Genomic DNA, 23,667 nt, shown 5'->3' with positions numbered 1-23,667 from the left:
GTTTGTTTATATGTACGATGATGAGGTTTTGTAACTATTGAATAATTTTCATTTCAAGCAAGCAAGCGATACTAATACGTATGCTATGGAATGCTGCTAATAAATGAAAAAAAATTCCATCATTTTTATTTATTGCACTAAAGTCCCCAATTTATCTCCATTTGCAATTCTTATAAGGTGTCCTGGCTTGTTGATATCAAAAACTATGATAGGAAGATTGTTTTCCTGGCAAAGTGTAAACGCTGTCATATCCATTACAGACAATCCCAGACTGATGACTTTTGAAAAAGAAATAGAGTCAAACCGGATTGCTTCAGGGTTTTTTTCAGGGTCACTGTCGTAAATACCGTCTACTCTTGTACCTTTTAAGATAACGTCTGCATTGATTTCATTGGCTCTCAGGGCGGCTGCAGAATCTGTTGTAAAATAAGGGCTTCCAGTTCCGGCAGAAAATATGACTACCCTTCCTTTTTCAAGGTGTCGTATTGCTCTCCGCCTGATATATGGTTCTGCAATCTGGCGCATTTCTATTGCTGTAATCAATCTTGTATAGACACCTTCAGTTTCAAGTGCACTTTGCAGCGCCATACCATTGATACATGTTGCGAGCATACCCATGTAGTCACCGGTGACTCTTTCTATTCCCGAAGATTCCGCGCTTAGTCCACGATATATATTTCCACCACCAATGACAATAGCCACCTGAGCTTTTTCAGCCACAAGTTCTTTAATCTGTTTTGCATAGTAAATCAGCATATCTGAAGAAATGCCAAATTTTTGTTCTCCCATTAGCGATTCTCCGCTTAATTTGAGCAGTATTCTTTTGTATTTAAGAGGCATAAGGATTAAATTAAGATAATGGTTAAGATTGTGATAAGGTTGTTGATGCGAGTAGGATTGAATAGGGCATAAAAAAAGAGCGGTTGATTGAACCGCTCTTTTAAATTTTTTTAACCCAATTTTACATGTTTAAATCCGATTGCTGTTAATTCCGGATTTTTTGATTTCAGATATTCAGCAACACTTATTTTTCCATCCTTTACAAATACCTGATTCAACAAAGTATTTTCTTTAAAGAACTTATTAAGTTTGCCTACTGCTATTTTTTCAAGCATGTCTTCAGGCTTACCTTCGTTTCTAGCTATTTCTTTGCCGATTTCAATTTCCTTGTTGATGATATCCTGAGATACATCATCTTTGTCCAAAGCTACCGGTTTCATTGCTGCAACCTGCATGGCCACATCTCTACCTGCATCTATATATTTATCATCTCCAAGATTCAATCCCACAAGAACACCTGCTTTGTTACCCATATGTATATAAGAGGTTACAAGCGGAGCTTCGATTTTTTGATAGTCTGCAATTTCGATTTTTTCACCGATTTTTGCTACCTGCTCTGTTACGACTGTCTGTAGTGTCAGACCATTCATGTGCTGTTGGTTTAAGCTCTCCAGGTCAGAGGGGAATGTGTTCAATGCTACCTGAGCAATATCCTTTGTAAGGTTTATGAAGTCTTCATTTTTAGAAACAAAGTCTGTTTCACAACTCAATCTGACTACGATACCTTTTTTATTGTCCTGGGATACCATTGCGATGACCACACCTTCTTTAGCATCTCTGTCAGCTCTTTTTTCAGACATCTTCTGACCACGAAGTCTTAATAACTCTATAGCTTTGTCGAAATCACCATTGGCCTCGACCAGTGCTTTTTTACAATCCATCATACCAACTCCGGTTTGTTCCCTGAGTTCTTTGACAGCTGTTGCTGAAATATTTACTTCACTCATGATTTATTTCTTAATTTAATATTTATAAATTTTTTTGAATTAGTCTTCCTTGGAGTCCAATTTGGCAACTCTTCTTTCTTCGAGACCTTCCTTGATAGCACTCATCACATAGTCAGTGATCAGTTTTACAGATTTGGAAGCATCATCATTGGAAGGGATGGCAAAATCAACTTTATTTGGATCTGAGTTAGTATCCACCATAGCTATGGTTTTCATACCCAATCTTTTTGCTTCTGCCAGAGCGATATGTTCATGGTGTATATCGACCATAAATACTGCACTTGGAAGTCTGTTTAGATTAGCAACACCACCCAATACTTTTTCAAGTTTTTCTTTTTCTCTTGAGAGTGTGAGTCTCTCTTTTTTAGTGATAGATATAGCAGGATCATTGAGCATTTTGTCGATACTGTTCATCTTTTTTACAGATTTACGTATGGTTGCAAAATTGGTCATCATTCCACCCAGCCATCTTTCTGTAACAAATGGCATTTCTGCGCTCCTTGCTGCAGTAGCTACTATATCCTTAGCTTGTTTTTTTGTAGCAACAAACAATATTTTTTTGCCTGATTTAGCCATTTGCTTCATGGCATATGCAGCCCTGTCAAGACACTCAGCTGTTCTGTTAAGGTCAATGATGTGTATTCCTTTTCTTTCCATGAAAATGTATGGGAGCATCTTAGGATTCCACTTTCTTTTTAAGTGTCCGTAATGTACTCCGGCTTCTAACATTTCATTATATGTCGGCTTATTCATTTCTTTATATTTTTTTTGAATATATGATTTAATAAATTGTAGTAAAAGATTAACGCTTGGAGAACTGGAAGCTCTTTCTTGCTTTTGGTTTTCCGAATTTCTTTCTTTCTACTTCTCTTGAGTCACGGGTAAGATATTTTTTATCTTTAAGTGGTTTTTTGACATCTTCATTGATTTTTACCAATGATCTGGATATACCCATTCTTATAGCCTCGGACTGTCCTTTGAATCCGCCACCGGCTACTGTGATTTTTATATCGTACTGACCTTCCGATTCTGCTACCTTTAGCGGATCTGTCACAGCAGATTGTGTGATAGCCATTGGAAAATAGTCCTTGTAATCCTTACCGTTAATTGTGATCTTTCCACTTCCTTTGACTACATATATTCTTGCAGTGGAGGCTTTTCTTCTTCCGATACTGTTTATCATTTCCATCTTTTCTTAAAATTTAAATGGTTCAGGTTTTTGTGCAGCATGCGGATGTGTTGAAGCTGCATATAAAAATAATTTTTTAATCATGGCTCTTCCGAGTTTCGTTTTTGGCAACATACCTTTTACGGCAAGCTCAAGTACCATTTCAGGTTTTTTATCCAGCATCTCTTTTGCTGTTCTTCTCTTTTGTCCGCCAGGATAACCGGAATATCTCTGATACTCTTTGTCATCAAGTTTTGATCCGGTAAATCTTACCTTATCAGCATTGACAACTATGACGAAGTCTCCTGTATCAAAATGAGGTGTAAAATCAGGCTTGTGTTTTCCTCTGAGGACAGTTGCAATCCTGGTTGCGAGCCTTCCGACTACTTCTCCCTCAGCATCGACAACATACCACTTCTGGTCTACTGTAGCAGCATTGGCCGATTTGGTTTTGTAACTTAGTGTATCCACTTTTTATTAATTTTAATGTTTAAACTATGATCTTATTCATCAATATGGATTATGCTTTTCCAATTGAGCCCGCAAAAGTAAATGCTTTAAGTAATAAAAAAAACTTTTTTAAATAATTTTTTAAATTTATTTTTCATAACTTGCTGAAAAACAGTTTTATTTTGGCAAACTTTTTATTTTCATACTGTGTATCACACTTAGATTTTTAAGGTGTATCCCATTTTTTCACTAAAATTGTTTAAACTACCCACTACCCTCATTCCCTTAAGGGACGCCCCACCCTTTAACATTTAACTACTAGGACAATTCACTACCTTGGAAACTTAAAAATTATATAAATAGAGTGCAATTTTGGGATACACCCCATTTTTATCATTTGACTGAGTTTCTATCATATTTTAACCAACACTCAATAATTTAAAGTGTTGGCCATAATTTTTTGCCAAACAAGGTCATCAGACAAAACCATTAATATATAAATGACTTACATTAAGTAAAATACATAAAAGAAAAAATGTAAAATATTTGGGGGATTTTTTAAATTTATTAATTTTGTCGCGGATTTTTAAAACCAGAACATATCAAAACGAAATATTACGGCCATGGCAAGTTGCTACTCACCGGAGAGTATGCTGTATTGGATGGGGCTAAAGCACTCGGCTTACCTACCAAATTGGGACAAAAATTGGTCGTCAAAAGAACTACAAGCTCAGACCTCATATGGGAAAGCCTTGATATGAAAGGAAAGACCTGGTTCGAATCCACTATTTCTTTATTTGACTTTTCTGCTGTGACCACTACTGACCAAAAAGTATCAGATTATCTCCAGAAACTTTTGAAAAATGCTGTAAGACTCAATTCAGAATTTCTATCTCAATGGAATGGATTCAAGATAGAAACTCAGGTTGAATTTCCACTTGATTGGGGCTTGGGGTCAAGCAGTACTCTCATTTATTTGATTTCTGAATGGGCCGAAGTTAATCCTTTATTACTATATTTCAAAACCGAAGATGGATCGGGATATGATGTGGCATGTGCATTTTCAGATGGTCCTGTAGAATATCTCAACTCACCTGATGAAGTTGCATACACAGAGGTTGATTTTAATCCTAAGTTTAAAGACAATTTGTTTTTTATACATTTGGGCCACAAACAAAATTCAGCTCAAGGCATAAAAGATTATATCAAAGCAGTAAAAAATAAAAGTGCTTTTGTCAAAACTATAACATCTATTACAGAGGAAATCAAAACAACAAAAGATCTGTCAGATTTTGAGAAACTTCTCCAAAAGCATGAAGATACTGTCAGTAGTCACACTGGTTTTGAAAAGGTGAAGGACAGGCTTTTTCCAGATTACTCAGGTACAGTCAAATCGCTTGGTGCATGGGGTGGAGATTTTGTGATGGCCACTTCCCGAGATGGATTGGAATACGTCAAGGGTTACTTCAATGCAAAAGGGTACAACACCATTCTTGGGTATAAGGAAATCATACTTTGATACAGCTTCTTTCAATAGATAATTGCTATAAAAATTAAGTAAAAAAATTCGATAATTTTTGACGTAGTTTCTTTTACTATATATATTTATTTGTATATTTACAGTTTTGATTCGTATCCTCCCCAAAAAGCTCTTGAATAATTTTTTTTTATAATTAACAAAAACAGTTATAATGAATGACCCAATTCAACATCGGGATGATGATTATTTGAAATGTGATCAATACCAGTCCGTCAATTCTCACCAACAAGGCTTTAATCGATTTGAGCAGGAAGGCAAATTTTACTTTTCTTTTATAGATCATGGCATAGTTGTGCTACGGAGTGAAGGATATAGTAGCGAAGCAGGAAGAGAAAATGGTATCTCATCAGTCCAAAAAAACATGGACAATGATGAGATGTATAGTGCTAAAATGCTACCTGATGGTCTTTGGGTATTGAGTTTGAAGGCAGGAAATCATCAGGAGATTGCCAGATCATGTCCGGAACAGTCCGAAGAAGAAGTAATGTCTTACCTTCCATCCCAGAGAGCAGCATTTGCTGCAGAGTTTTTCAGATTGGCATCAATTGAGGCAGGACATGTTCCTCAGGAAGGTGTCGCTTTTGCTAACGATAGTGATGAAACTTCATCCAAGGAAAGCGATGACTACATGATTTGCAGAGAATATGAGGAGAAGTTCACTCCTGAAGCATTGGAAGATGGCAATTTTATCCGGTTTAAACATGAAAACACCGGCAGCTTTTATTTTGCATGGACTACTGATTCCGGTGATATCATCATGAGAAGTGAAGCCTACCCGACTACTGGAGCGAGAGATAATGGTTTAGAATCGGTTCGTAAAAACAGAGATCTGGAAGAACGATATAAAATAGAAGAACAAAGAGGCTTATGGTACTTAGTGCTCAAAGCAGGAAACCATCAGGAAATAGGCAGATCTTGTCCATTCAAGACAGAAGATGAAGCGAGAGCATGGCTACCGTCCGAAAGAGCCAAAGCAGAAGCACTTCGATTAGCTACTCTGACAGCTGCTGCACCCACTCTTTCCGGGACAAATGAGGAGGATGATTACATGATTTGCAGAGAGTACGAAGAACAATACCAAACCGATAAAGTAGAGGAAGGTGGATTCATACGATTCTTGCATGAAAACACGGGCAAATATTATTTTGCATGGTATGATGGGGATGGCAATGTCATATTGAGAAGCGAGGGTTATCCAACCGCAGCAGCTCGTGACAATGGTATGGAGTCGGTACGCAAAAACAGAGAAATCAGAGAAAGATTTAAAACAGAAGAAAAACGTGGCCTTCACTATTTGGTACTAAAAGCAGGAAATCATCAGGAAATAGGTAGGTCGTGCCCTAAAGATAGTGAAGATAAGCTATGGGCGATGGTCTTTCCACCTGCAGCTGTTCCTGAAGTAGTTGAACCGGTAAATATTGCTGCTCCTGCCGCTGTAGCTGCTGCAGGAACGGCTGCCTTAGCCTCAGAAATCATAAAAGATAAGACAGAATATAAAAGCCCGGATAAATCTGATGACTATCTTGCCTGTGATGAATACAAAGGATATGCAGTCAGTGACAAAGCCAATAATATTGCATTTTTTAAACATAAGAATGGTCAATTCTATTTTGTCGTTTATAATAAAGATGGCAGTGTAAGATTACGAAGCGAAGGGTTCAAAACTGCACAAGAACGATATCAGGAGTTGCGAGGCGTGATCAAGCATCTTAATGATAGCAATATGTATGAAACCATCAAAAAAGCAGGTTTTGTCATCAAAGTGCTGAAAGATAAGACAGGAAGAGAAGTAGGCAGGTCATGTCCTGAGAAACCAGGTGCTGCAATTATACCTCCTCCAGTAGTACCGGTTGCTGCGGCACCACCTGTGGTCACACCTTCACCGGTTGCTGCTGCACCGAAAGTTGTCCCTCCTGTAGCTCCCGTGGCAAGCGGAGGTTCCGGATTCAACTGGTGGTGGTTACTGCCATTGTTGCTGATTCCTCTTTTCTTTATTTGGAAGGGTTGTGATGGTAAAAAGGCCAATGAAGTTTCTGAGATGACTCCGGCACCAGCTGAATCCACACCTGCTACAGTAGATACTGTAGTGGCGCAGGCATCTCCGGAAGTAGCACCTGCACCTCCAAGTTGTGACCTCAATTGGATATTATTTGATTTTGATAAATATAATATTCGTCAGGATGCTGATGGTGAATTGCAACTGATGGCAAAAATTCTGAAAGAAAATCCAACTTACGTAGGTGTACTTAAAGCACATACAGATGCAAGGGGTGATGACGCTTACAATCAAAGACTTTCTGAAAACAGAGCTAACTCAGCCAAGGCTGTTCTGGTGCAGGCAGGTATTGATGCAAATCGAATTACAACATCGGCATCTAGTGAATCTGCTCCGATTGCTAAGAATACAGACGATGATTCAGGTAGGAGATTTAACAGAAGGGTAGAACTTTTTGTAAAAGATGCCAATGGGAATGATATTTGTAAGTCTATACCACCAAATGTCCCAACTGAACTAAAAGGAAACTAAATTTCAAGTATATTTTATTAACATTTTAAATTTAAAAGCAATTATGAGCAAATTTGATGAAAAAGTAGCGATGTATGTTGACAATGCTAAAGAGTTGGGATTAAATATTCCTACAGATTTATTGACTAAAGTAGCAAAAGGACTTGGACCATCTATTTATTTGGGAGATGCATCTTTAGTTTCAGGTAGTGATGCTGAAGAAAAGGCAAGAGTGAAAAACAATTTTTTGATTAAGAAACTTGGACTTGCTGACAGCCCTGCTTTAGACGCTGCTATTGACGAAGCAGTAAGCGCTATGGGATCAAGCAACAGAAACAAGCACAGAGCAATAGTTTATGCACTTCTAGTCATAAAATTTAAAAAAGAGTCGGTGTACGCCTGATTGTTTTAAAATCTTGAATTATTTTAAAAGGAGCGCTATAATTTTTAGTGCTCCTTTTGTTTTTTTATAAAAGTGTAAAATGATAATGATCATTATTCATTTTGCTTTTAATCACATGGTTGGATATAGAGTAATTTGTACCTTTGCAACTTGCATGATAATTATGTGTATTTAAAAGTTAAAAAGAATAAAAAATGAGCCAATTCAGAAAGGAAAAAGACAGTATGGGATACATAGATGTACCTGCTGATAAATATTGGGGAGCACAGACACAAAGATCAGCAGATAATTTTAAAATTGGTGGTCACCAAATGCCTAAAGAAATCATTAATGCGTTTGCAGTCCTGAAAATGGCAGCGGCTCAGGCCAATTTTGATCTTGGTGTAATGTCAGGTGAGAAAAAAATTCTGATCGAAAAGGTATGTAAGGAAATCATGGATGGAAAATTGGACGATCAGTTTCCTCTTGTAGTATGGCAGACTGGTTCAGGCACTCAATCCAATATGAATCTCAATGAAGTCATCGCCAATCGTGGTCATGTCATCAACGGGGGCACGCTGGATGATGCCAAAAAAATACTCCATCCCAACGATGATGTCAATAAATCTCAATCTTCCAATGACACTTTCCCTACAGCCATGCACATAGCTGCTTATAGAGTATTGATAGATGTGACGTTACCAGGTATCGAAAAACTCCGGGATACACTTAAAGCCAAGTCAGAAAAATTTATGAATGTCGTCAAGATAGGCCGTACTCACTTTATGGATGCAACACCTCTGACATTAGGACAGGAACTTTCCGGATATGTGGCACAATTGGACCATGGTATCAAAGCCATCAAAAACAGTTTTGCTCACTTATCAGAATTGGCACTTGGTGGCACAGCTGTAGGTACAGGACTCAATACACCTAAAGGATATGATGTTTTGGTGGCAATAAAAATAGCAGAAATTTCTGGACTGCCTTTTGTGACCGGAGCCAATAAATTTGAAGGCCTTGCTGCTCATGATGCTATCGTAGAAGCTCATGGCGCACTCAAGACAGTAGCTGTTTCATTGATGAAAATTGGAAATGATATCCGTATGCTGGCTTCAGGGCCACGATGTGGTATCGGTGAGATCACTATTCCGGAAAACGAACCGGGATCATCCATCATGCCCGGCAAAGTCAATCCTACTCAGTCAGAAGCATTGACTATGGCCATGGCTCAGGTGATGGGCAATGATGTCACCATCAACATAGGGGGTATGAGTGGCCACTTCGAACTGAATGTGTTTAAACCTGTCATGATTTTTAACTTCCTCATGTCAGCCAATCTTATCGGTGATGCCTGTATCAGTTTCGAGGAGCACTGTGCTATAGGTATCGAAGCCAATGAACAAAGAATCCAATACAATCTCAACAACTCTCTGATGCTCGTCACTGCACTCAATACCAAAATAGGGTACGACAAAGCTGCCGAAATAGCTAAGAAAGCACACAAGGAGGGCACCAAACTCAAACAGGCAGCCCTGGATCTGAACTATGTCACTGCAGCTGAATTTGACGAATGGGTAAAACCCGAAGATATGATCTGATTTCTATCAATAAAAAAGCCCATACATCTTTACTTATGGGCTTTTTTATTGAATTATACTTCCACTCCTTTCATCAATTTTACAGCTCTTTGTCCAGCAATTTTACCCCATCAGCATTAAGCACTTCCAGCATCAATTTATCTCCCTTTTTTTCGACAACCATAACGGTACCATCAGCATCTTTGTTGCCACCGCCAATGATAACAGGGAAATTATTTCTGGCTACCCCTTTTTCTATAACCTGAAAGCGGTGTGTGTGTGCATTTAGGGAAACGTTGAATGGACCTTTTTCCAGAACGGGTATCCAAAGGTCGGAGCAGGGAGCGAAACTACCGGATTTTGTTCCGAAAATAGGAATATGATGAATCAGAATGCGTTTATTCGCTTTTTTAAATTCTCTGGATTTCAGTTCCTCTTTAAGGAATTCAACCTGGTCAAGTCTGTGTCGGGTAAAATCGTTCATATCATAATATACCCAATGGTTGTCAGGTTTATCTTCTCCGCAGTCGAGGAGAACAAAGCGAGTGTCGCCCATCGAAAAGGCACCGTATGAACGTCCGCCAATTCTTCCCAGGTAGTCCCACAAATAAAGGGAATATTCGCCTCGGGTTTCGTGATTTCCCCTTATGTAGATAGACGGTATTTCATCACTTTTTATCCGCGAATTGTAAGTCTGTAATCTGCTTAGAATGTCGTTTTCCACTTCCACATCATCAAAGCAATCTCCGTTAAATATTACCAGGTCGTAGGGTTTATCCGCCACCAAAGTGTGTAGTTTGTTAAACATCTGCATATTGCTGTGAACGTCGTTATACACGATAACCCGGAAATCCCTTTTAGTATCGCTCCATGTAGCAAATGATTTGATATCCGACATGACGGTATCGCCAAACTCTTTGTAATAGCTGGAATACCTTGTAATTTCCTGTGAAACGACCCTGTAAAAATACTTTGTGCCGGGTTCCAAACCTGTCAATCGAATACTGTTGATTTTATTGTTTGCCACCATTTCACCTTCGAGAAAAGTACGCGCACGAATCATGCTATCCGGATTTGTGCCATATTCGACCCAGCTTCTTGCAGGCACATTGGTCAGCCACATCACTGTCATTTCATTGGTTCCCGGATTTTGTAAGTACGGGATAGTACGCATCACGTCCGAAGCAGGAGTTTTAAGCCTGATATCTACAAACAGTGGCCTGTGGTCAGATGCTATTTTTTCATCAATGACCTGAGCATGGTATTTTGCATAGGTCTCAGCTTGTCCTTTATATCCGAGAATGTAGTCCAATGTTACCTCGGGCTCCCCTGATGGGAATGTTTTTATTGCAGGATTGGAAAGAATTTGCCAATTTCTTTTTAGTAACTCTACAGGTTCAGAATCCGGAGTGGCATTTAAATCACCCATTAAGATGACGGCTTTATGATAATCTTTGACAGCTTCAGTTATGATTCTAATGGATTCTGTTCTTTCGTCATTTTTGAGCGAAAGGTGCGTATTGACAACAATGTATCTGTCGAGTTCCACTATTAGTGCACTTCGGGCTTCATCTGCACCCGGAAGGGATATTTTCCTAGTAGAGACTGGTTTTCCCCTTGTCAGGATGCCATTTCCGTATTTACCCCCGTCGTGAAGAATGGAATACCCGAAGGTTGCATACATTCCTGTCTGGTCAGACAGCAGTTTCATGATATCAATTCTGCCACTTCTCCCGACCACGCTGTCAACCTCCTGCAATCCAATTACTTCAGGATTAACATCGAGAATGAGTCTGCCTATCCGTGCAATATCTATTTTGCTGTCCATACCCTGACCGTGGTGTATATTGTAACTCATAAGCCGATGGGTGTTTTCCCTTTGAGGGTAAGTCTGGGCTTTTGTGTCGAATATGGACAAACCAAATATTGATAGTGCGATTAATAATCTAATCATGATAAAATTTTGTATGTAAAAAAAATTCAGGAATATCAGCATACAGATAATCTGTTCAGAAAACTCCTTAAAACAGAATATCCACTGATCCTCCACAATTGCCCGATCAAGAAACCAAATGTAATTATTTATACTTTAATATTTAACGTGAATTCGGGATAAGGTATTTTATCGCACTTTTTTTCTGATTTAAATAAATGGGGCGTAGCCCTGTAATCTTTGTAATCGGAGTACCAAAACTTAAAATCAGGGGCGTTAGCTTTGTAATCTTAAAACAATTTCAGTATCATTAAAGATGTCAGGGCTACGCCCCTTATTATCAATTAGTTAGTTCTTTTTACAAAGATATCAGAGCTAACGCGCCTTCTTTTAATAAAACTGCTTATTGTGAACAGAAAATATTCTGGAAAAAAATTAAATCATAATGTATTGTAAATTTAATAATTAAGATTTTAATTTTCGCAATCAATTTTCTGTTTGGTATAATATATTAACTCGATACCTTAATTTTTCTCCAATAGATTTGAGAATAAACCATATTTGCTTCAATTCTCTTAACCCGAATTCACGTTATTTAAGCTTCAGATGAATTTTACTTAGAGTGTGTTCATCTTAATAAATTAATCTGATACAACTGACTTTTGTTTTACCACCTGAACAGTATCAACGGAAAAGGTGTTTATTCAAAATTATAGATATAGAGCATTTTCAATGAAATCATTGTACATTAGTTTTTTCATCTCCATTTTGCTATTATCCTGCAAGGTGTACAAACCTGTTGATACATTTGAAGACAGACAGTACAATCTTGTTGATTACAGTAATTTAGATCATTGGGCAGCACACCCTGACAAGATAGACGAATCAGACAGAACACCTGAAGGAGATACTGTTCGAAACACCCTGCTACTGGCGGATGTATTTTTTATCCACCCTACCACCTATATCGGAGAAAAAAAACAGGATAAATGGAATGCCGGCATTGATGATAAAAAAGTTAACCAGAAAACAGATGAAGGAACGATACGATTTCAGGCTTCTGTATTCAACCAAGCAGGCAGGATCTTTGCTCCAAGATATCGTCAGGCGCATATTCATGCTTATTTTTCTAAAGACCTTGCATCTTCAAAAAAAGCATTTGATCTGGCGTACAAAGATGTAAAAAATGCATTTGAATATTATCTGCAAAAACATAATAACGGAAGACCTTTTATTATAGCCAGCCACAGTCAGGGCACCAATCATGCTGAAAGACTCATTGAAGAATTCATTTCAGGTGCACCTTTGAAAGAAAAGCTCATCGCTGCATATCTGCTGGGAATGCCAGTGAAAAAAGATCGTTTCAAAGACATCAAACCATGTAGTGATAGTACTGAAACCGGATGTTTCGTATCATGGCGTACATTTAAAAGCGGACATCATTTAGTTGAAAACAAAAAAGATGGCAGTATAGCTGTAACCAATCCGCTCAGCTGGACTTCAGACACACAATATGTACCTAAATCATACAACCGCGGAACACTCCTTTATGATTTTGACAAATTATATCCGGATCTTGTAGACGCGCAGGTGCACAACAATATTTTGTGGGCCAATAAACCGAAATTCAGAGGTAGTGTTTTTCTTCGGACTAAAAATTACCACATTGCAGATGTAAACTTTTATTATAACAATATCAGACAAAACGCTAAACTCAGAGTAATGAAATTTCTACATTTGCAGACAGAATAATCTTCACAAGTTAGAGTATGTTTAAATTTTGTTTTTGGATAATAAAATGGAGTTATTTTGAGCGAAAAGTGGCAAATTTTGCAGTCGAATGTTGGCAATTCGACGAAAAATTTAACGAATTTGTAGCCAAAATAGAACATTTTATTGCTAAAGGATAAATTTTAAACATACTCTTAAAAGAAAATAATATGAAACTTTATACCAACATTTTACTACTCTTTTTTGCATATGCTCTGAACGCACAGTCAGGCCTGGATACAATTTTCCCGGTAAGAGGATTGTGCATTGCCGCACCGAAAAAAAGTCATGTGGATAGCTTTGTCACTTTCATCAGACAGGAACTGGCTCCTGCAAGAGTCAATACTTTGATACTGAGAGTGGATTATGAATATGAGTATCAAAGCCATCCTGAATTGCGCAACAACAATCCATTATCAAAAGCTGATGTCAAAAAGCTGGTGGCAGTATGCAAAAATAACAACATCAAACTGATACCCCAAATCAATCTCCTTGGGCATCAGTCTTGGGCAAGTACTCTGGAAAAACTACTGCAGGTATACCCTCAATTTGATGAAACGCCTCATGTCAAAATGCCGGAAAAATATGAATGGCCCAATGCCGACGGTCTGTATTGCAAAAGCTACTGCCCGCTGCACGATAGTGTACATATGGTAGTATTTAGTCTCGTGGATGAGATATGCGATGTATTTGAATCTGACGGCTTTCATGCGGGCATGGATGAAGTTTTTTATATAGGAGATGATAAGTGCCCACGATGTGCAGGCAGGGATAAAGCGGAATTGTTTGCTGGTGAGGTCAATAAAATAAATCAGCACTTAAGACAAAAAAATCGAAAATTGTATATCTGGGGAGACAGACTGATAGATGGTAAAACCACCGGCATAGGTATGTGGGAAGCCAGCATGAATCATACCCATCGAGCCATAGACATGATTGATAAAAGCGTCATCATTTGTGACTGGCATTATGAGGCTCCATTACACACCGCAGTGTATTTTGCCATGAAAGGCTTTGATGTCATCACATGTCCGTGGCGCACACCATCCATTGCTGTACAGCAGACCAAAGATATGATCACCTTCAGATCAGGTGCTACCAAAGTGATGAAAAACAGGTATCAGGGCATGATGCAGACAGTATGGTCAGGCGCCGAATCGTTCATGAGGGAGTATTATGCTAAAAAAGAAGGCAATACTTCAGCAAATTGTTTCAGGGCAATGTTTGCTGAAATGCACAAAACTTCCACAGTATCTAAATGACGGAACATTGTGTCGTGATTCAGCAGTGATTATCAATGATGTAAACAACTTACTTATTGCCTGTTGATCAATCTTGCTGTGATTCTGAGGAATTCTGTTTCTGATATGAGTCCTACGAGTTCGTCACCGTTGACCACCGGAAGACATCCGATTTTATTTTCGCGCATCAGCTTCATGGCATCCATGATATTGGTGTCCTGATGTACTGTGATCGGGTTTTTTATCATGACTTCTGACACAAGTGTCGTCTTTCTGTAATTGCTTTGTTTTGCTTTCAGAAAGTGCCGGAGCAGGATTCTCGCTGTAACCAGTCCCACTAATTTTCCTTTAGAATCTTCTACAGGGGTAAATCTTATGGTATTCCAATCCATCAACTCTGCAACAAAATCCACGATATCATCTTTCTGGACTGTAAATAAATCCGTAAGCATAAATTCTGAAACTTTCAGATGGGCAGGTCGGTACATTTTGAGATCATCCAGATCCGGTAATTCCCATTCATGCACAGGCTTGTTTGATTTTTGATTTTCTATCATGGCTGCGGTGAGAACACTTAGTGCCTCGTCTGTATTAGTATTTTGATGTAATTTTGTAAACGCACGCAACATCCATCTGGCTCCTGTCATATTTTGGATGGCTCTTTGCTCTATAATGTGCAGGTATTTATTGATATCATCAGCATCGACATTTCTGGCTTCCAGTCCTTTGCGCGCTATCGGAAGTAATTGTAAGATGAGGCTTTCGGCAGATATCTTTTCATCATGAAACCAGGTAAATTTTGTATCTATCCCAAATTTTGCTGCCTTCCCAAAGTTGTCCCGGGCATCTGAGAAAGACATTTTGGTGCGGATATCATCCACTTCCATGGACATTCCTATCATACAACCCAACCAAAAACAGGAATTGGCCACTTCATCCAAAACTGTAGGCCCTGATGGCAATATTCTGTTTTCGATCCTAAGATGTGGTTTGCCATTGTCACTGATACCATAGCAAGGTCTGTTCCATCTGTACACAGTACTGTTGTGTACCTGAAGCGCCCTAAGTTTTGGTACCTGTCCGGTTTTCAGTAATTCAATGGAGTCTTCCTCTACATCACTGCTCAGCAAGACCCTGAACCGGGCTATATCTTCTTTGTATATCTCCATGATGGAGTCGTGCAGCCAATCTCTTCCAAAATGAACCCGCGGACTACGCTCCCGCATATGATCGTGGGATGTTCTGGTATCAAGAGATTGCTGAAATAATGCAATTCTTGTCTCATGCCATAGTCGTTTTCCAAAGACAATAGGACTATTGGCAGCAATGGCCATCATAGGTCCTGCGAGTGCCTGGGCAATGTTGTACATTTTGACAAAGTCTTTAGGTGCCACCTGTAAATGTACCTGAAAACTGGTATTGCTTGCTTCCAGCAATGGAGAACTATGTTTTACCAACAGCTCATCGATCCCTACTATACGTAACTCGTACGACTGACCAATCAATTGCTTATTCAAGGCTTCCATCAATGCAAAATATCTCTTTTTTGGAGTAAGGTTTTCCATTTCAAGGTGATACTTGCGTAGGGTTGGCAGGATTCCTGTTAGGACTATAGACGTATTCATTCCGTCCAGTACTTCCTGGATTTTGTCCAGTTTGTAAGTATTCTCTTGTTCCAGCATGGAAAAACAGTCTTTTTCAAAGACTTTTGGTTCTATATTGGTTTCAAGATTAAATTTGGCAAGTTCCGTCTCCACCCAAGGATATTGTTCCATTTTTTCAAGTGCCTCCATAGCAACCAGAGATGGCTTAAAGGTAGTCTTATCCACCATCACCATCTCTTGTTCGGCACCAATCCTGATGACATCTGATTCAAACCAATCATTGTCAAGCATAAACTCCAGTGCGGTCACATCATTGAGCAACGATTTGACAAATTTCTGCATCTGCTTCTGATCACTTACCAAAGAAACTTTTTGTTCTCCCATAATACAAATAAAGTTATATCTTTCTAATCACTAATTCCGATAAAATTTTAAATTGCCCTTATCTGATCCAATGTTCCGGTAATTACCGCTATTTGTACTCACAATTTTTAGACCAATTTAATTTATCAGCGCAATATAATTGACTTATTTTAATTGATAAAGTAAAACATCATTCAATTTTCGGTATTGAACAATAATTTTCATCAATTCATGTTTTTTAATATCTAATGTTAACCATAATTTATGTTGCCACGTTTGATTTTATGGGTTTTATCCTTGACGATTCTATTTTCTTGCGAAAAAGAAAGCATTATAAGATATGATGTTGCTTTAGATGCGGAGTTTGATATACCAGTTGGGCTCAATACTTTGGAAACACATTATTTTATTATCAAAAATGTACCAACTTTCTACAAACAATCCGCTGACAATCGCAGTCTCGATACTTCAGGTATTGCTAATGTTCTGGCTTCAAGAGGATTGATAAGAGCAAAATTCCAGGAAAGAGATTTTGATTTTGTAGAGAGAGTTTCCGTTTATGCAGTATCCAGAAAAGATCCTTCACAAAAAAGAGAAATGTACTATATTGATTTTGTACCATTAAATACCGGAAGTCAACTCAGGATGCTGAGTAGTACCACTGAATTAAAAAAATTAATGAGTGAAGAGTTGATTGATCTGGAGATTCGTTTGAACTTCAGAAGTTTCAATACATCTCCAATACGGGCAAAGCTTGAATTCGGATACGCCGTATTTTGATGGCTCGTAAAAATTTTTTTTATCTTTGCTCCACAATTAGATCAATGAAGCATATTTTTACCCTCTCGATAATACTTTCAGGACTTTATCTTTCAGCCGGAAACAACCCAAATCAGCCGATAGATAACTCCGATAAAATCATCCACTTGTCAAAGACTTCTGATAAAATCATCTTGGATGGTGTATTGGATGAAAATATCTGGAAAGGAACAGGTAAAAATACTGACTTCTGGATGAAATTTCCCACCAATGAATCATTGGCTGACCCCAAAACTGAAGTTCAGGTTACTTATGATGATACCTATTTGTATTTTGGAGTCAAGGTGACGGAGTCAAGTGAAGGTTTGTTGGTACAATCTCTGAAACGTGACCTTGGATTGAGGGTGGCGGATGGTATAGGTATCGTACTTGATCCGGTAAATCTGAAAACAAACGGCTTCTATTTTGCGGTAACTCCTTATAACTCTCAAACTGAAGGCTTAATCGGCAACTCTAATGATGAAGTAACGATCACGTGGGACAACACCTGGTATAGCGAGACAAAAAAATACGACGGATACTGGACCGCAGAGATTGCCATTCCGTTTTCAATACTCAGATATGAACAGTCAAAACGTGTTTGGGGTATCAATTTTATACGCTCAGCAAGATCAGAAAATGAGTTTCATACATGGACAAATATGCCACTGCAGTTTAGAGGTACTGATCTGGGCTATCTTGGCCAAATGATGTGGGACAATGACCCTCCATCGGGAGGAAGTTCCGCATCTATAAATCCGTATTTTTTGGCAGGAATCAATTCGGATGCTACCACATTAGTCAGTACTGGCGGCACCATCAATGCTGGTGTAGATGCAAAGATCGCAGTATCATCATCCATCAATCTTGATTTGACTGTAAACCCTGATTTTTCTAATGTAGATGTGGATGAGCAAGTCACGAATTTGTCTCGATTTTCTATATTTTTTCCGGAGAGAAGGGTGTTTTTCCTTGAAAATGATGATTTGTTTTCAGGATTTGGAATACCTCCTGTGCGACCATTTTATTCCAGGCGAATAGGCAGCAAAGATGGTCAGAGTGTGCCGATCCTATTTGGTGCAAGGCTGACCGGCAACCTGAACAAAAAACTCAGATTTGGGGTCATGAATATTCAAACAGGAAGAAAAGGAGAAAGCGCAGCAGACAACTTTACCACACTGACTTTCAATCAGCAAGTGCTGGACAGGTCTGTCATAAAAGGATACTTTACCAACAGGACAGCTTTTCAGAATGAAACAGAAAAAAGCAGTGATCGATTTGGATCTTTCGGCAGAAACGGCGGTCTTGAACTATCATACTCATCAAAATCAGGTGTGGTACAGGCCTGGTCAAGTGGGCACTTCAGTTTAAAACCTGATATCAAAGGAAACAATATTTTTTCTAATATCGGGGCTGGATATTTCGGGCAGAATTTTGTGACATTCACTGATTTTACTCATGCTGGAAGAAACTATGATGCCGATGTGGGTTTTGTCAACAGGATATCCAATTATGATGCAAAAAGAGATACAGTAATTCGTGTGGGTTTCAACTTCGCATTCAATGAAACCGGATACACATGGTACTTTAAGGATGGGGCTTTAAACAGGTTTAGTCTCGGTACAGAAAACTTTCTGGCTTATGATGAAAACTTTAAATTTAATGAGTTAAATCAGACCAGTAGCGCATCATGGGAGTTTAAAAATACCTCCCGAATAGAAATAGGCTATAACATCAATCGTGTAAATCTGCTTTTTCCTTTTACTTTTGTAGATGATGTCAATGCCGAACCTCTTCCGACAAAAATGTACAATTTTAATAATGGCACATTGGAAGTATCTACAGATTCCAGAAAAAACTTTGTGGCTTCTGCAGGTGTCACCTATGGCAAATTTTATAATGCTGATTATCTACAGGTTAATGCTGATATCAATGTCCGAAATCAGCCATATTTGCTGATGTCTATGTCATTTGAATATAATGATCTGAAATTTCCTTCACCATATGGCAACCAGAAATTCTGGCTTATCGCCCCCAAAATGGAGATCAACTTTGCCAATAATCTTTTCTGGACCACTTTTGTGCAGTGGAATTCGCAAGCAGATAATTTTAATGTCAATAGTCGTCTGCAATGGCGATACCGGCCCATGAGTGATATGTTTTTGGTGTATTCCGACAACTATTTTACCGATGTCGCCTTTGTCAATAAAAACAGGGCTATCGTACTTAAAGTCAATTACTGGCTGAATATCTGAAAAAGTCTCAAAGCCTATCTCTGCTGCTGAAAGGAAAACTGCAATAAAAGAATGGGCAGCTACTCCAGCTGGTATAATGTACAAAAAGTGGGAAGCGTCTCCAACGGGTAAAAAAGTGTATGCCAGTGAAGCTAAGATAAGCTAGTCCATCAGAGATTCTACCAATATGGAAGGAATTGTAACCTCCCTTTCTCTTCCGCCAGTCTCAAGATTAGGTTACGGATTGATGGTAAGGATTGATGGTGATGATTTTATTCTTGCTTTTGGGCCAGAAAAGTCCGGCAAGAATGTTTTGAATCTGAAAAATGAATTTGAGCTGTTACATAGCCTGAAAGTTAACGACAAAATTATTATAAGAAGCCATTTTGTATCACACGCCCCCAAGTATGCATACCCAATAGTAGCGGGCGACAATGTACAACGAGATGGAAAAATACTTTATAAACGTGTACCTCGCAAAGGCGGATGCTAATTACTTACTTAGTTTTGTATTTATAGGTAGACTACTCCGAGGTTTATTTTCAATACAACAAACTTAACCACCAAAGTTTATTTTGATCCTTACTCTTATTTAGCATTATCCTTCAGTAACTTACCATTATCTTTCAGGATTTTTCTTACTTCATTCATAGTAAGTCTAGCATATTTAGCTATTTGCTCTAAAGGCAGTTTATCTTCATTTAAGGTGAGGACAGTTTCGATTTTCTCTTCGATTTTCCCTTCGATTTTAATAGCATCATATAAACTCATAATATTATCATTAACTGGATTAGGAATGGTTTTTATCAATTCAATAAATTCTTCTTTTTCAATCAGATCTTCACGCGTTTTGTAAACAATGATATGACTTATAAAGTTCCCGTCTATATCATCAAAACTTTTTAGTTTTAGAATATTGTTTAGTTTTTGGACAAACTCCTTAATGCCAATATTTCGATTATGCCCAGTAAGCGCAATAATCAGCATAGCATCCGTGATGGCATCCAATGTTTTTTTACTGACGGCATTCAGAGCCATAAATACAAAATCAAAGGTAGGAATGTATTTCTTAATTTCATCGGGATAGTCGCTAAACATGTCCTGTAATTTTAGTACCTTCCATTTGCTTTTGCCTTGATAATAGATAAATGGAATAATAGGGACTACTACTGTTCTTTCCTTGAGTTCTTTCACCCACTGACTAAAGATATAATGCCCGAGTTGTACGTGCACATGTTTGTGGCGATGCGATTTGTGCTCAAACAGCAGTGAAACACACAGTTCTTTTTCAGTACCCTTGACCTTAAACTGAAATACCAAATCAGAAAAATATTCTTCAAGTCCTTCTTGAATGTAGGAGGTCTCTAATTTTGTCATCGTGTCCATATCAATCACATTTTTCAGACCTGCGGGCAGAAATTGCTTGAAATACTCTTTGGCCAACTCAGGGCGTAAAAAGGTTTCCTTGACGATTTTGTCGTGATGATTTTGGATTTTGTGTTTCATTGGTACAAAGTTAAGACTTTTTGATCATTTGCATTCAACGCGACTACAAGACAATAAGTTTCTTATGATAAGTTTTAGTCAGAAGCTTTTGAAGGCAGGTTTGGCACAAAAATCATGACATTTACCATTATCCTTCCGGGTTTTGACCACATCTTCTTCCCCTTGCTGGCGCAAGTTTCAGTCAGTTCTAAGCCTGATAAATGCAACTTGTGCCTTAATCATCCAACCACAACCTACTGAGCTTTAGGTTTTGGTAAGATTTTTGATACAAACTAAAAATGATTACACCCACTATAACCTATACCCTGCACCAAATCTGACTCCATTTTCCAACAAGTATGCTCCGTTTCGCCCTTCTCCAAAATGTATCAGATTGTGAATACGTATATAAGGATTGATCATCAGAGATAATCCGTTTTTAAAAGCATATCTGGCCCCTAATCCGGCCATAAGTCCAAGACCTGACTGATTGGAAGGCTCTTTTTGATTTGAAATATGAATCCCACACAGACCTCCGGCATTAATAAAAAAGTATTTTAAAAATACGGCTCTGACTGTTACGGGTATTGTCAATAATTCTGCGTTGGCTGAAGAGATATTTACTGGCATTCCGGGACCACGATATGACTCTACCCTAAATTTGTATTTGCCATACTCAAGACCTGTTTCAAACTCGAGCCATGGGTTGATGGTGCTTACCGCATTTAACCCAATTATCTGGACTCTTTCTGATTCATATGATGGAGCTCCATCAATTCCGGAATGAACAATATCGGCATTACCCAATGCTGCGTAAGTGATGCCCACTTCATAATTGGTTTTTTTCCCTCTTTCAGATTGCGAAAAACTCAGATTAGAATAAAAAATGATAACTGCAAAAATAAATAAATTGATTGCTTTCATTTCATTTATACTTTGATCAGACCGTCTTCAAGGGTGATGATTCTGTCACTTAGTCTGGCAAGGTCTTCATTATGAGTGACGATGACAAATGTGATGTTAAAATCTTTTCTCAAATCCATGATCAGTTGGTGCAGGCTTTCTGAATTTGCCTTATCAAGGTTGCCTGTAGGCTCATCAGCATACACTACGGTTGGGTTATTGATCAGAGATCTGGCTATTGCGACTCTTTGTGCTTCTCCACCTGAGAGTTGACCGGGCTTGTGGTGCATTCGTTCTGCAAGTCCGAGATAATTAAGAAGTTCTTTTGCCCTGGATTCCACAATTGAGGCGTTGTTTCTTGCGATATATCCAGGAATACACACATTTTCAAGGGCAGAAAATTCCTGAAGCAAGTGATGAAATTGAAATACAAAACCAATATTCTTATTTCTGAATCCTGCGAGGACTTTTTCATTATAGTGAGTTATCTCCTTATCATTGATGACCAGACTACCGGCATCGGGCCTGTCGAGTGTACCAAGTATATGCAGCAGGGTACTCTTTCCTGCACCTGATTTACCTATAATACTGATAATTTCACCGGACGAAATGTCAACATCTATACCTTTCAGTACGTGAAGTGCTCCATATGATTTTTTTATCCCTTTAGCTGATATCATAAGTCAGACATTTGAGTTGTAATTTTTTGTTTTTTGCTCTTTAAGGAAAATAAATCATGTATTCAGGCTGAGAATTTTGATTTCAACCCTTTGGTTTTTATCTCTTCCAAATTTGGTTTTATTGTCTGCTAATGGCTTGCGTTTCCCATACCCTTTGAACTGAACTTTTGCCGGATTTACCCCTTTTCCTACAAGGTACTCAGCGACAGCTTTTGCTCGGGCAGTACTTAACCTATCACAATATTCATCATCAGGAATTCCATTCGTATGACCGCCGATCTCAATGATTACATCACTATTTGATACCAAAAATCCATAGATGTCATTGAGCACATCGTATGAAGAACTTTCTATCTTGGCAGAATCTGCCCGAAACATCAGATTTCGTATTTCAATGGTCTGGCCTTGTTTGATACTATTTCTGTTAAGTTCCTGCAGTACCTTTGGCTTAAAATCTTTAGGTACATTGTTGGCCACAGCAGTTTCTCGCTTCGGTGTTACGGTGTCAGGAGCTGTATTTACTGTTTTTTTTCGTTTATGAGGTGGTAGATTTGATTTTTCAACAGCTGCAATCGTTTCTCCCGGGCATGGGATCCTGATGATATCTGATGCCCCGTCTACCAGAATATTGCCATTGTAGGGTAAAAAAGTAGGTGTCTTGTAGCATGCTTCAAAAGTGATAGACCGGATATTGGACTTAGGTTTGAACTCAAATGCATTGATTTGCCAGCTGGTATTACTGACAGGATCAGATTCGCCCAGCAATTCTTTTTCATTACAAAAACCGGAACCGCCCCAAATTCTCAGGACTATAGGTGTAGTATAATTTGCTTCTTCACCTGTGGTTCTGGTTTTGCTTATGTATTTTGCTGCTTTGGCCAGATGGACTGTGAATTTGTAACATTTACCAGCAAGAAGCATGGTGTCCAGCCTTTGTGAGACGGATTCATAAGTATTATTATCCCTTACTACCATCCCGAGATAAGTTCTCTTATCTGATGCAGGTAAATTATTTTCCCAAAATCCATTAGGATGAATATCCGGCGGTGTTTCCGATGGAAAATTGATCTTACCACAGTCAAACCATCCTGAAATACCTTCCATTGCTTCTCCTCCTCTTTTGGGGTTGTCTTCAAAGCTTGGATTTCTTAGTCTTACAGTATCTGCTTGAGAAAAACAAGTCACAGATATTTGACCTATGATTAATAAATTTATCAGACTGAACTTAATTTTATGCATTTAC

The 23,667-nt window shown here is 38.4% G+C and carries 19 protein-coding genes and 1 pseudogene; 9 read left to right on the top strand and 11 right to left on the bottom strand.

Features of this window, described 5'->3' with window-relative positions:
- Nucleotides 1-129 precede the first annotated feature (129 nt).
- The 5 genes from IPK35_05765 to rplM form a co-directional block, all read right to left on the bottom strand.
- Entirely contained in the window at nt 130-840 is a 711-nt protein-coding gene (locus IPK35_05765; GenBank protein MBK8052781.1) for a UMP kinase, read from the bottom strand.
- A 110-nt stretch (nt 841-950) separates the two neighbouring features.
- The gene (locus IPK35_05760; protein MBK8052780.1) at nt 951-1,787 is read right to left on the bottom strand and encodes an elongation factor Ts; all 837 of its coding nucleotides are present in this window, start codon (nt 1,785-1,787) and stop codon (nt 951-953) included.
- A 39-nt stretch (nt 1,788-1,826) separates the two neighbouring features.
- Nucleotides 1,827-2,540: a 30S ribosomal protein S2 gene (gene rpsB, locus IPK35_05755; GenBank protein MBK8052779.1), complete on the bottom strand. Its 714-nt coding sequence runs from the start codon at nt 2,538-2,540 to the stop codon at nt 1,827-1,829.
- 49 nt (nt 2,541-2,589) lie between these two features.
- On the bottom strand, nt 2,590-2,976 hold the full coding sequence (gene rpsI, locus IPK35_05750) for a 30S ribosomal protein S9 (GenBank protein MBK8052778.1): 387 nt from the start codon (nt 2,974-2,976) through the stop codon (nt 2,590-2,592).
- Nucleotides 2,977-2,982: 6 nt separating this feature from the next.
- Entirely contained in the window at nt 2,983-3,426 is a 444-nt protein-coding gene (gene rplM / locus IPK35_05745; GenBank protein MBK8052777.1) for a 50S ribosomal protein L13, read from the bottom strand.
- 610 nt (nt 3,427-4,036) lie between these two features.
- Between rplM and IPK35_05740 the strand changes: the two genes are divergently transcribed.
- From IPK35_05740 to fumC, 4 genes are all read left to right on the top strand, one after another.
- A complete protein-coding gene (locus IPK35_05740; GenBank protein MBK8052776.1) occupies nt 4,037-4,924 on the top strand; it encodes a GHMP kinase in 888 nt (295 codons plus the stop codon).
- 172 nt (nt 4,925-5,096) lie between these two features.
- Nucleotides 5,097-7,472: a DUF1508 domain-containing protein gene (locus tag IPK35_05735; GenBank protein MBK8052775.1), complete on the top strand. Its 2,376-nt coding sequence runs from the start codon at nt 5,097-5,099 to the stop codon at nt 7,470-7,472.
- Nucleotides 7,473-7,515: 43 nt separating this feature from the next.
- On the top strand, nt 7,516-7,854 hold the full coding sequence (locus IPK35_05730) for a DUF2853 family protein (protein MBK8052774.1): 339 nt from the start codon (nt 7,516-7,518) through the stop codon (nt 7,852-7,854).
- Between the two features lie 194 nt (nt 7,855-8,048).
- Complete coding sequence (gene fumC, locus IPK35_05725) at nt 8,049-9,434, top strand: class II fumarate hydratase (GenBank protein ID MBK8052773.1); 1,386 nt, start codon at nt 8,049-8,051, stop codon at nt 9,432-9,434.
- 79 nt (nt 9,435-9,513) lie between these two features.
- Here fumC and IPK35_05720 read toward each other — a convergent pair whose 3' ends face one another.
- On the bottom strand, nt 9,514-11,367 hold the full coding sequence (locus tag IPK35_05720) for a metallophosphoesterase (protein ID MBK8052772.1): 1,854 nt from the start codon (nt 11,365-11,367) through the stop codon (nt 9,514-9,516).
- Between the two features lie 711 nt (nt 11,368-12,078).
- On the opposite strand from IPK35_05720, the gene IPK35_05715 reads away from it, so the two are divergent.
- Nucleotides 12,079-13,098: a DUF3089 domain-containing protein gene (locus IPK35_05715; GenBank protein ID MBK8052771.1), complete on the top strand. Its 1,020-nt coding sequence runs from the start codon at nt 12,079-12,081 to the stop codon at nt 13,096-13,098.
- A gap of 188 nt (nt 13,099-13,286) precedes the next feature.
- Nucleotides 13,287-14,378, top strand: a complete 1,092-nt coding sequence (locus IPK35_05710) for a family 20 glycosylhydrolase (protein ID MBK8052770.1) — start codon at nt 13,287-13,289, stop codon at nt 14,376-14,378.
- Nucleotides 14,379-14,431: 53 nt separating this feature from the next.
- On the opposite strand, the gene IPK35_05705 is transcribed toward IPK35_05710, so the two are convergent.
- Nucleotides 14,432-16,345, bottom strand: a complete 1,914-nt coding sequence (locus tag IPK35_05705) for a CBS domain-containing protein (GenBank protein ID MBK8052769.1) — start codon at nt 16,343-16,345, stop codon at nt 14,432-14,434.
- Between the two features lie 243 nt (nt 16,346-16,588).
- Between IPK35_05705 and IPK35_05700 the strand changes: the two genes are divergently transcribed.
- The 3 genes and pseudogenes from IPK35_05700 to IPK35_05690 all read left to right on the top strand — a co-directional run bounded on the left by IPK35_05700 (nt 16,589) and on the right by IPK35_05690 (nt 19,849).
- The gene (locus IPK35_05700) at nt 16,589-17,104 is read left to right on the top strand and encodes a hypothetical protein (GenBank protein MBK8052768.1); all 516 of its coding nucleotides are present in this window, start codon (nt 16,589-16,591) and stop codon (nt 17,102-17,104) included.
- Between the two features lie 44 nt (nt 17,105-17,148).
- Nucleotides 17,149-19,377 (top strand): carbohydrate binding family 9 domain-containing protein, encoded by a 2,229-nt coding sequence (locus IPK35_05695; protein MBK8052767.1) that lies wholly within the window; start codon nt 17,149-17,151, stop codon nt 19,375-19,377.
- Nucleotides 19,373-19,849, top strand: a pseudogene (locus tag IPK35_05690) (hypothetical protein). Before IPK35_05695 ends, IPK35_05690 begins: the two are co-directional and overlap by 5 nt.
- A 95-nt stretch (nt 19,850-19,944) precedes the next feature.
- Here IPK35_05690 and IPK35_05685 read toward each other — a convergent pair.
- The 4 genes from IPK35_05685 to IPK35_05670 form a co-directional block, all read right to left on the bottom strand.
- Nucleotides 19,945-20,862 (bottom strand): Rpn family recombination-promoting nuclease/putative transposase, encoded by a 918-nt coding sequence (locus IPK35_05685; GenBank protein ID MBK8052766.1) that lies wholly within the window; start codon nt 20,860-20,862, stop codon nt 19,945-19,947.
- A 291-nt stretch (nt 20,863-21,153) separates the two neighbouring features.
- Nucleotides 21,154-21,765, bottom strand: coding sequence for a hypothetical protein (locus IPK35_05680; protein ID MBK8052765.1), 612 nt, complete (start codon nt 21,763-21,765; stop codon nt 21,154-21,156).
- A 5-nt stretch (nt 21,766-21,770) separates the two neighbouring features.
- Nucleotides 21,771-22,424 (bottom strand): ABC transporter ATP-binding protein, encoded by a 654-nt coding sequence (locus tag IPK35_05675; GenBank protein ID MBK8052764.1) that lies wholly within the window; start codon nt 22,422-22,424, stop codon nt 21,771-21,773.
- Nucleotides 22,425-22,478: 54 nt separating this feature from the next.
- Nucleotides 22,479-23,663 carry an OmpA family protein gene (locus IPK35_05670; GenBank protein MBK8052763.1) on the bottom strand — a complete coding sequence of 395 codons (1,185 nt, stop codon included), beginning with the start codon at nt 23,661-23,663 and terminating at the stop codon, nt 22,479-22,481.
- Between the last annotated feature and the right edge of the window lie 4 nt (nt 23,664-23,667).

This window comes from Saprospiraceae bacterium, assembly GCA_016713025.1.
GTDB lineage: Bacteria > Bacteroidota > Bacteroidia > Chitinophagales > Saprospiraceae > OLB9.
This window is presented reverse-complemented; position numbering and strand designations above follow the sequence as displayed.